Genomic DNA, 10211 nt, shown 5'->3' with positions numbered 1-10211 from the left:
GACAACATCTGCTGGGAGGCCGATTACCCGCACAGCGACTCGATGTGGCCCGGGGCTCCCGAGCAGCTCGACGAGGTACTCAAGGCCAACAATGTGCCCGACGACGAGGTCAACAAGATGACCTTCGAAAACGCGATGCGCTGGTATCACTGGGACCCGTTCACCCACATGACGCGCGAACAGGCCACCGTGGGTGCCCTGCGCAAGGCCGCCGAAGGCCACGACGTCTCCATCCAAGCCCTGTCGAAGAAAGAGAAAACCGGCGATGCGTCGGACTGGCAGGCTCAGATGAAGAAGGCCACCGCCAACGTCAGTGGCACAACCGGCGATTGACGAATGCGGTCGGTTCAACCGGCAACGGTGAGGCGGTCGGCGAGTACCCGCGGCCGACCCTCCGAACGTGCCTCGAGCGTATTGCGTTGCACCTTGCCGTTGGCGTTGAGCGGCAGGGGCTCATCCCAGAACACCAGCTCCTCGGGCAGCTTGTACTTTGGCATTCCGCCCCCGACGAGGGCATCCGCCACGTCGGCGAGCGACATCTCGACGCCGTCGTCGAGCACCATGGCCACCGCCAGCCGTTCGCCGGTGGTCGCGTCGGCAACCGAATAGGCGGCGCACTCTCGCACACCGGGGATCCGCGCCACCGCCTCCTCGACTTCCGCGGCGGGGATCTTCATCCCGTTGCGGATGACGATGTCCTTGATCCGCCCCACGATGCGCACGCGGTGGTCGCTGACCTCGGCGACGTCACCGGTACGGAACCACTCCCCGTCGAACGCGTCGATGTCGTCCTCGGCGTCCGTGTATCCGAGGAAGGCATGCGGGCCCTTGATGCAGCACTCGCCCGGATCCCCGGCCGATCCCACCCGCACGTCGACGTCCTGCAGCGCGACACCGTCATCCGCGTGACGCACCGCCCTGCTGTCGGAGCGCAGCCCCGACGTGCTGACCGGCACCTCCGACGATCCGTACGCCCGCATCACGACGATGCCGAAATCGTCTTCAACCCTTTCGACGATGCGCCTGTCGAGCATGGTGCCACCGAGATACACCGCCCGCAGCGGCACGATGCTTCCGCGGGCGACCGCTTCGTCGAGTAGCCGGTCTAACAGCCGGTCCGGACCGCCGTACCACGTTGCGCCCGAGGACAACAGAAGATCACACGTCGCGGAGGGATCCCACCGATCCTCGAGCACCACCGGCACGGCGAGCATGGGCCCGATGAACAGAGCCTGCAGAACACCGGTCACCGAGGCGAGCGGGCTGATGAGGAAGATGCGGTCGTCCCCACCGAGTCCGGCGGCGGCGATGTAGTTGGCCGATGCCTTGGTGAGCGTGCTCAGCGAATGGATGACGCCCTTCGGCCGAGACGTCGTGCCGGAGGTGTAGAGAACGAAGGACGGCTCGTCGGCGGGCCGCTCGGGCCCGTCGCTTACCGATGCCTCCGAGGTGCGGAAGATGTCGATCCAGGCGCACGCGTCCCGCAAGGGTACGTCGCCCGCGGGAGGCCAGTGCGGGGCCAGCCCGAACGGGGCCCCGGTGCGGGCCACGATATCGGCGACCTGTGTCCCGCCCGCGCTGCGCGGCACGAGCAGTACCACCGCGTCGACGCGGATCGCGGCGTGTACGGCGATGACCGAGCCGATGTCATTGCCGACCACGACCACGACGGGGGTCGTCGCGCCGACACCGGCGTCGCGAAGCGAACCGGCCGCCCGATCGACCTGCTCATCCAGTGCTGCGTAGGTGATTTCGGCGCCGCGATCGATCAGCGCCGGCCGTGCCGGATACCGCTGGGCGGCCGACCGCACGACGTCAAGCGGCCGGTCGGACCAAAAGCCGGCGGCACGGTAGCGGGTCCTGAGACCGCCCGCCCGTTCCCGCGCATGTCGCAGCAGCTCGGTGGGCGCGCTCATGGTGTCCTCCGATGCAAATACAGATTCTCGTCAACGTAAATGTAACCTCTCAAGCATGGCGTCAGATCAATACTCTTCGCGCGAGCGCTCATCGACATTGACCTTCGATGATCAGGTTGCCGTTGTCACCGGTGCGGGCGGAGGGCTCGGCCGCTGTCACGCACTCGAACTCGCCCGCCGCGGCGCCCGCGTCGTGGTCAACGATCTCGGCACCGCCGTCGACGGCCAAGGCGCCTCGATCTCGGCTGCGCAGGCGGTCGTCGACGAGATCACCGCCGCGGGCGGCACCGCGATCGCCAACGGCGACTCCGTCGCGACGGAGGACGGTGGTGCGGCGATCATCGCAGCGGCGATGGACACCTTCGGACGGCTCGATATCCTCGTCAACAACGCGGGCATCCTCCGCGACGCGGCGTTCAAGAACATGACCGCCGAGCAGGTCGACGCGGTGATCTCGGTCCACCTGACCGGCGCTTTCAACGTGACCCGCGCCGCGTGGCCCATCATGCGCGAGCAGAACTATGGACGGATAGTTCAAACCACCTCTGGCACAGGCCTTTTCGGTAACTTCGGGCAGGCCAATTACGGTGCGGCGAAGATGGGGCTGGTCGGGATGATGCATGTGCTGGCGATCGAGGGGGCGCGAAACGGCATCGCCATCAACGCCGTCGCGCCGATCGCTCGAACCCGGATGACCGAGGACATCATGGGCGAGGCGGGTAAGGCGATGGACCCGGAGTTGGTGACACCCGTCGTGGTCTATCTGTCGCACCGGAACTGCGATCGCACCGCTCACATCTACTCCGTGGGCGCGGGCAAGGTGTCGCGGGTGTTCATCGGTGTCACCAAGGGAATCGAGAACCGCTCACTCACAGCCGAATTGGTAGCAGAGTCGATTGGCGAGATCGACGACAGCGCGGCCTTCACCATCCGTGGCGGTCCCACGAACGGGTGACCGTCAGCGGCCCTGAAAGTTCGGCGGTCGGCGCTCCGCGAACGACCGCAAGCCCTCCTGCAGATCGGCGGTCCACGACACCACCTCCTGCGCCCATGCCTCCTGCTCGAAGGCCCGGTCGCGCCCCGATTCCGACGACACGGACAACAGGCGCTTGGTCAGTGCCAACATGACGGTAGGGCCCGCGGCCAGGCGTTGGGCCAGTTCGTCGGCGACCGCGTCGGTCTCCTCCGGCGCCACGACACGGTTCACCAACGTGAGGCGCTCGCAGGTCGCGGCGTCGACGGGTTCTCCGAGCATCAGGAGTTCGGTGGCTTTGCGCAGCCCGACAATCCTGGTCAGCAGATGGATCGCGCCCGAGTCCGGCAGGATCCCGCGATGCACGAATGCCTCCACCAGGCGCGCCTCGGTGGACATGACGACCAGATCGCAAGCGAGCACCAAGCTGGCGCCGGCACCCGCCGCCACACCCTTGACCGCGGCGACCACCGGCTTGTCGCAATCGAGCACCGCGGAGATCAGTCGCTGATAACCCTTCTGCAGCATCAGGGCGACATCTCCGGGCCTCTTCTCCGCGGTGGGCTGTGCCGATTGCGGACCCAGACCCGCACCCGAGCAGAAGTGCCGGTCCCCCGTCGCCCGCAACAACACGCTTCGCACCGAAGGGTCGTCATCGGCCTTTTCGAATGCGTCCGTGAGGGCTTCACGTGCCAACGGGGACAACGAGTTTGCGGCATCAGCACGGTCGATGGTGATCCGGCAGACGCCATCGGATCCGACCGCGCTCTCGATGCCCGACCGCTCTTGAGTCAACTCGCTCACCCTGCGTTAACGACGTTTCCGTTTTTCGGGTATCTTAATTTCCGCCGACGTCCCCGGGACAATATGTGCCGAACTGAGGAGGCCCGAACTGAGGAGGCATGCGTGACCCAGTCCTCGGCAACGGGCCAAATCACCGATGAGGGTTTGGCCAGGCTGCGCGCCCGCATCGGCGTCGCCGTCCCGCACACTCAACCTCCGCATTACCGCCGGCCCAACGAGGACACGTTCCGGATCGTGGCGGAAAGCTACGGCGACGCGAACCCGCTGTGGTCCGATCCCGAGTACGCGACGAAGTCGGTCTGGGGTGAACCGATCGCGCCACCCGCGCTGATCGGTGGCGACACGTTGATCGGCGAGGACGAGGTCACCGAATTCTCCCAGGAGGACCGGGAGCTGACCACCGGTGACCCGCTGCGCGGTGTTCACGCCTTCTATGGCGGGTCGTCCCGCGAGTGGTGGGCGCCGCTGCGCGCGAACCGGCGAGTCTTCCGGCGCAACGCCCTTGTCGCCGCGCTGGACAAGAGCAGTGAGTTCGCCGCCAGGGCCGTGCACGAATGGTCGGCGCAAGTGTTCTCCGATGACGTCGGCGTCATCCTCGGGGGCCAGTACCGGAACATGATCCGCACCGAACGCAGCAAGGCCAGGGGACGCAAGAAGTACGAAGACGTGGACGTCAAGACGTGGAGCGCCGACGAGATCGCCGAGATCGACGCGCGATACGCCCGCGAGGCGCCCCGAGGCGCCGAACCGCGTTGGTGGGAGGACGTCGCCGAGGGAGACGAGATCGGCCCGCTCACCAAGGGTCCGCTCACCGTCACCGACATGGTGTGCTGGCACGTCGGGATGGGCATGGGCATGTACGGCGTGCGGCCCCTGAGGCTGGCATGGCAGAACAAGCAACGGATTCCGCGGTTCTACACACCCAACGAGCACGGCGTTCCCGACGTCCAACAGCGTGTGCACTGGGACCCGAGCGCCGCGCGCAACGCGGGCAACCCGACGACATTCGACTACGGTCGCATGCGCGAGACATGGCTCATCCATTTGTGCACCGACTGGATGGGCGACGATGCCTGGCTGTGGAAATTGGATTGTGAATTCCGGTTGTTCAACTACGTCGGCGATCTGCACACCGTCACCGGTACCGTCACCCGCAAGTACCTGGCCGACGGGGACCGTCCGGCGGTCGACCTGGACCTTGCGGCGACCAATCACCGCGGCCAAGTCACCACGCCGGGACACGCCACGATTCTGTTGCCCAGCAGGCAGCGGGGCCCCGTACGCCTGCCGGAACCGCCCGGCGGGGCAACCGACCTCGCCGATCTGCTGGTGGCCGTCTCAAACCGATTCGCCGAACATTGAGCAAGCCGTGACATATCCGAACGTTCCCGGACTCCGTGCCGAACAACAGGGCCCGGTTCTGCGGCTGACCCTGGACCGGGCCGAACGCCGCAACGCGGTCAACGACACCATGCTCGACGCGATGATCGGGCACCTGGCCCGGTGCGGCACCGACGAATCGGTTCGCGTCATCCGCATCGACGCCGAAGGCCCGGACTTCTGTGCGGGATCGGATCTGGTGGCCAACAACGCGAAGTCCGAGCGCAAACCCCGCGTGGGGAGTACGCAGCGGCGCCTGCCCAACAAAGCCAACAGGCTCATCCCCTTGCTGCTCGAAACTCAGGTGCCCGTCGTCGCTGTCGTTCGCGGCTGGGCGGCCGGCCTGGGTTTCCACCTCGCCTTGGCGTCCGACTTCTGCGTCGCAGCTTCCGACGCGGTGTTCTGGGAACCGTTCATGGCGCGCGGCTTCACGCCCGACAGCGGTGCGGCCTGGTTGCTGCCTCGACTCGTCGGGATGGTGCGCACCCGCCAGCTGTTGATGCTCGGCGAAGAACTGTCGGGGACCACCGCCGCGCAATGGGGCATCATCCATGGGGCCTGCCCCGACGCTGAACTCGAGGGTGCGGCAACGGATCTCGTCAGCCGGCTTGCCACCGCACCCACGGTGGCGCTCGGCCTCACCAAGTGGCTGCTGCACAGCGGCAACGGCCTGGATCTCGATCGTCATCTCCAGAACGAGGCGATGGCCCTCGAATTATCCAGTCGCAGCGATGACTTCAAGGAAGGCCTGGCCGCCTTCCGGGACAAGCGGCCCCCGGAGTTCAAGGGGCGTTGAGGCGAACATGACAGCACTACCGATCAGCACAGAAACCGCCGTCGATGACGCTGTCGAGGTGGTGCGGCAGTGGGTCGATGCGGAGGTGCCGGCCGAATGGCGCGCAGCGGCGGCCGAGGGCCCTGTCGCCCTGAGAGCCGCGCGGAGCCCCGCCGATTACCGGCGGTGGTACCCGACCTTTGCCCGAAGCGGCCTGGTGGCGCCCACCTGGCGCCCCGAACACGGCGGCCTCGGTATCGGCAACGACGTGGCTCGCGCCATCGAGAGTGTGCTCGCGCCGCTGCGGCTGACCCGGCTCAATCCGTTGGGCCTCAACAACGCCGCGGCTGCGCTGTTCAGCCACGGAACCGAAGAGCAACGGCGACGCTTTCTACCGCCCATCGTGCGAAACGAGGAGAAGTGGTGTCAGCTCTTCAGCGAACCCGGCGCGGGCTCAGACCTCGCGTCGTTGGCGACCCGGGCGGTGCGCGACGGCGACCAATGGGTGATCTCCGGACAGAAAGTGTGGACGACCTGGGCGGATGAGGCAGACTTCGCGATTCTGCTCGCCCGCACCGATCCCGATCAACCGAAACACCAAGGCATCACATACTTCCTGCTCGACATGCACCAACCCGGCGTCGAGGTGCGGCCGCTGCGCCAGATCACCGGTGAGGCGGAATTCAACGAGGTCTTCCTCGACGGCGCGCGGGTGCCGGACGCCCACCGGGTCGGCGAGGTCAACGACGGCTGGCGGGTCAGCGCATCCACCCTGTCGAGTGAGCGCCAAATGGTCTCGGGCTCAGGATCGGGCGGCATGGGCCGGCTCGGCGGGTCCAGCGCCGAACGACTCATCTCACTGGCCAAGGAAATCGGCCGATGGGACGACCCTCTGCTACGCAACAAGATCATGCGGCTCTGGGCGCAAGAACAGATCCGCGGATGGACCAACGCCCGTGTCCGCGCAGCACTCTCGGCCGGCCAATCCCCCGGTGCTGCTTCCTCGATCGGCAAGGTCCACCAGGCCACACTCAACCAGCAGATCCAGGATCTCATGGTCGACCTGTTGGGCACCGCCGCAGTGGCGTGGCCCGCCACCGACGACCCGGATGCGATGCCCCGCGAGGTGCAGGGCATGATGCGCAGCCTCGCCAACGGCACCGAAGGTGGCACCACCGACATCAACAAGAACATCCTCGGCGAGCGCGTACTCGGGTTACCCAAGGAGCCGGATCCGTGGAAAGGGAAACCCTGGAAGGAGATTCCGCGCTCTTGACCGAATATGAGCGGTTGACCGTCGACACGTCGGACGGCATCGGGTGGCTCGTGTTGAATCGGCCCGAGGCCGGCAATGCCTTCGACGCGCTGATGCTGGACGAACTCGAGGCCGCGTGGGCGCAGCTGGACGCCGACCCCGATGTGCACGTGATCGTCAACGTCGCGAACGGCAAGGCGTTCTGTACCGGGATGGATGTGGTCCAGGTCGCCCGCGACAAGCAAGCCATGCGACGTCATTCGCGACGCACGCGCGACGCCGAGCTGAAGATCTCCTCGTGGCACTGCGGTGTGTGGAAGCCGGTGATCGCCGCGGTGAACGGGGTGTGCGCGGGCGGTGGTCTGCATCTGGTCGCCGACGCGGACATCGTCATCGCTGCGGAGGAGGCGACATTCGTCGACCCGCATGTCTCGGTGGGGCAGGCGGTCGCCTACGAGGCGATCACCCTGCTGCGGAAGTCGCCGATGGAGGCCATCACCCGAATGACGTTGAGCGGCAAGGGTGAGCGGATCTCGGCCCAGCGCGCATACGAGTTGGGCATCGTCTCGCAGGTTGTAGCGGCCGGTGAGCTACGGGCGGCGGCGGCCGAGTTGGCGGCCGCGGTCGCGAGCAACTCGCCCACCGCCATGCGGGCGACCAAGAAGGCGTTGTGGCACTCCCTGGAAGTCGGGCTGTCGGAGGCCAAGGCCGCGGCCACAGAGGAGATCTGGCGATTGCGGAACCACCCCGACCACGCCGAGGGAGTACGGGCCTGGCGGGAAAAGCGCCCGGCTGACTGGCAACCGCTCGAACCGGTGGAGGCTTCGTGAGCTATCAGAGGTTGATCGTCGAACGGCGCGGCCCCGTCGGCTGGATCATCAACAACCGGCCCGATCGACTCAACGCGTACGACGCGCTGATGCGCAAGGAATTCCCCGCTGCATGGGCCGAGTTGGATGCCGACCCCGAGGTGCGGGTGATCGTACACACCGGCAACGGCAGGGCCTTTCAGGTCGGCGCCGACGTGGACGATCTCGATGGCGAGGGGATCAAGCAGTACCAGGAGACCATGCAGACGCTGGACCTGAACCTGACCGGCTGGCACTGCAATGTGGGCAAGCCCGTGATCACCGCGGTCAACGGGGTGTGCGCCGGGGGCGGACTGCACTGGGTCGCCGACGCCGACATCGTCATCGCGGCGTCGGACGCCACATTCGTCGACCCGCACGTATCCATCGGTCAGGTCAGCGCCCTGGAGACGATCGCGCTGATGCGCAAGATGCCCGCCGAGGCGGTGTTACGGATGGCGCTGGTCGGCAGCCACGAACGACTCACCGCGCAGCGCGCATATGAGCTCGGCATGATAAGCCAGATTGTCGATCCCCCCGACAAGCTTCGCGATGTCGCACAAGGGCTCGCCGAGAAGGTCGCCAGAAACTCACCCGCCGCCATGCGGGCCACCAAACGCGCGCTCTGGGGAGCGCTCGAGCACGGCCTGACCGACGCTTCCCGTGAGGGGGCCAAGCACCTGACGTCGATGTGGGGCCATCCTGACCAGGACGAAGGCCCGAAAGCTTTCGCCGACAAGCGAACACCACGCTGGCTGCCCCTGGAGCCGGACTCGTGAGCCTCTCCGACCTGCTGGAAGATCTGCCGGACGTCGCGGTACACACCCTCGCGGTCGATGTGTCTCGGGCCGACCTGACCGCCAGTGCAAACCGCCTGGCCGCGGTTCTCGCCGAAGGTGGGTTGATGACCGGTCAGGTGGTCGCGGCGATGCTGCCCAACGATGCCACCACGGTCGCGGCGCTGTTCGGTGTCTGGCGTTCCGGTGGTGTCTACACACCGCTCAACCCCAGGGCCGCCGACGCTGAGGTGGCCGCCCAGCTCGGAACCCTCGAACCGGTCGCGGTGATCACGACACCCGAACTGGCCCATCGCTTCTCGGAGTTCGCGTTGCCGGTCGTCACCGGATCGAGCTTGGCCTGGTCACTGGCGCCGCACTCCACCCCGGCCGACGACGCCCGGCGGTACGACGCCGATGTGGCGCTGTTGCAGTTCACGTCGGGGACGACCGGTCCGCCGAAGCCGGTGCCGCTGCGCCACTCCACGGTCCTGGACCTCATCGACCGGTTGCTGGAGAAACTTCGCGGGTCGAAGCGTGGCCCCCGGAACACGGCGCCGATGCCGAACCTGGTGCCGCTCTCACTGTCTTTGTGGGCGGGTATCTACCAGGTGCTGTTCGCTTTTCGCGCGGGCTCCGGTGTAGTGTTGATGGACAAGTTCTCGGCCGCGGACTTCGCAGCGCTGGTGAAGCGCCACCAACTGCGATCCACGGTCCTGCCGCCCGCCGCGTTGACGATGGTGCTCCACGACGATTCGGTCACCGACCTGTCCCCCCTGAAGATCGTCCGCTCCATCACCGCTCCCCTGTCCCCGGTCCACGCGGCCCGCTTCCGCGACAAGTTCGGTGTGCTCGTACTGAATTCCTACGGCCAAACCGAACTTGGTGGCGAGGTCGTCGGATGGTCGGCCGCCGATGCCCGCGAATGGGGGGAGACGAAACTCGGCTCCGTCGGACGCCCTCTTCCGGGCATCGACGTCACGATCGCCGACGACGAGGTCATGGTCCGCACACCAACGACGGCGGCCCGCAAGATCGACCCCGCGTTCCTCGACAGGCTCACCGACGACGGATGGTTTCACACCGGCGACCTCGGTTGGTTCGACGACGACGGATTCCTGTGGCTCGACGGGCGCGTTTCGGACATGATCAACCGCGGCGGGCTCAAGGTGTTCCCAGGCACCGTCGAAGAGGTGCTTCTGGCCGCCGACCGGGTGCGCGAGGCGGCCGTGGTCGGAGTTCCCGACGAACGACTCGGCGAGGTGCCGTGGGCTTTCGTGGTGCGCGCCGACGAGGAGCTCAGCGAGGATGAGCTGATCGGCTGGTGTCGCGAACGCCTGACCCCTTACCGGGTTCCCGTGCGGGTGGTCTTCGTCGAGCGGCTGCCGCGCAACGACGTCGGCAAGGTCGTCAAGCGCGAACTTCTCACCCTCGCCGACGCGTAACCCGATTCCGGCAGGGCCGACCGGCGCCCATCTTGACTG

General features: G+C 66.8%; 9 protein-coding genes and 1 pseudogene. 8 read left to right on the top strand and 2 right to left on the bottom strand.

Translation table 11 applies throughout. The features are described from left to right. A pseudogene (locus tag AU198_RS16950) lies at positions 1 to 333 on the top strand (amidohydrolase); the annotation flags it as partial. Positions 334 to 347: 14 nt separating this feature from the next. On the opposite strand, the gene AU198_RS16945 reads toward AU198_RS16950, so the two are convergent. Beyond that, positions 348 to 1916, bottom strand: a complete 1569-nt coding sequence (locus AU198_RS16945; RefSeq protein WP_064349429.1) for a class I adenylate-forming enzyme family protein — start codon at positions 1914 to 1916, stop codon at positions 348 to 350. 55 nt (positions 1917 to 1971) lie between these two features. On the opposite strand from AU198_RS16945, the gene AU198_RS16940 reads away from it, so the two are divergent. Next, on the top strand, positions 1972 to 2871 hold the full coding sequence (locus tag AU198_RS16940) for an SDR family NAD(P)-dependent oxidoreductase (RefSeq protein ID WP_064349428.1): 900 nt from the start codon (positions 1972 to 1974) through the stop codon (positions 2869 to 2871). A 3-nt stretch (positions 2872 to 2874) separates the two neighbouring features. Here the strand turns inward: AU198_RS16940 and AU198_RS16935 are convergent, their stop codons facing one another. Continuing rightward, complete coding sequence (locus AU198_RS16935; protein ID WP_064349427.1) at positions 2875 to 3693, bottom strand: enoyl-CoA hydratase/isomerase family protein; 819 nt, start codon at positions 3691 to 3693, stop codon at positions 2875 to 2877. 102 nt (positions 3694 to 3795) lie between these two features. On the opposite strand from AU198_RS16935, the gene AU198_RS16930 reads away from it, so the two are divergent. From AU198_RS16930 to AU198_RS16905, 6 genes are read left to right on the top strand one after another with little or no spacing between them, the layout of a single operon-like run. Continuing rightward, complete coding sequence (locus tag AU198_RS16930; RefSeq protein ID WP_231744695.1) at positions 3796 to 5055, top strand: hotdog family protein; 1260 nt, start codon at positions 3796 to 3798, stop codon at positions 5053 to 5055. 7 nt (positions 5056 to 5062) lie between these two features. Beyond that, a complete protein-coding gene (locus AU198_RS16925) occupies positions 5063 to 5869 on the top strand; it encodes an enoyl-CoA hydratase/isomerase family protein (protein ID WP_064349424.1) in 807 nt (268 codons plus the stop codon). A gap of 7 nt (positions 5870 to 5876) precedes the next feature. Next, positions 5877 to 7124: an acyl-CoA dehydrogenase family protein gene (locus tag AU198_RS16920; protein ID WP_064349422.1), complete on the top strand. Its 1248-nt coding sequence runs from the start codon at positions 5877 to 5879 to the stop codon at positions 7122 to 7124. Then, positions 7121 to 7933, top strand: coding sequence for an enoyl-CoA hydratase/isomerase family protein (locus tag AU198_RS16915; protein WP_064349420.1), 813 nt, complete (start codon positions 7121 to 7123; stop codon positions 7931 to 7933). The genes AU198_RS16920 and AU198_RS16915 overlap by 4 nt, the downstream gene beginning before the upstream one ends. Continuing rightward, positions 7930 to 8730: an enoyl-CoA hydratase/isomerase family protein gene (locus AU198_RS16910; protein ID WP_064349419.1), complete on the top strand. Its 801-nt coding sequence runs from the start codon at positions 7930 to 7932 to the stop codon at positions 8728 to 8730. The genes AU198_RS16915 and AU198_RS16910 overlap by 4 nt, the downstream gene beginning before the upstream one ends. Next, a complete protein-coding gene (locus AU198_RS16905) occupies positions 8727 to 10172 on the top strand; it encodes a class I adenylate-forming enzyme family protein (protein ID WP_064349418.1) in 1446 nt (481 codons plus the stop codon). Before AU198_RS16910 ends, AU198_RS16905 begins: the two co-directional genes overlap by 4 nt. Positions 10173 to 10211 lie beyond the last annotated feature (39 nt).

The sequence above is a fragment of the Mycobacterium sp. GA-1199 genome, from assembly GCF_001500045.1.
Lineage (GTDB): Bacteria > Actinomycetota > Actinomycetes > Mycobacteriales > Mycobacteriaceae > Mycobacterium.
This window is presented reverse-complemented; position numbering and strand designations above follow the sequence as displayed.

Bases quoted from the DNA above. Each gene is read 5' to 3' on its own strand.
- AU198_RS16920 (WP_064349422.1), top strand. From the start codon at position 5,877: ATGACAGCACTACCGATCAGCACAGAAACCGCCGTCGATGACGCTGTC.
- AU198_RS16945 (WP_064349429.1), bottom strand. From the start codon at position 1,916: ATGAGCGCGCCCACCGAGCTGCTGCGACATGCGCGGGAACGGGCGGGC.
- AU198_RS16940 (WP_064349428.1), top strand. From the start codon at position 1,972: ATGGCGTCAGATCAATACTCTTCGCGCGAGCGCTCATCGACATTGACC.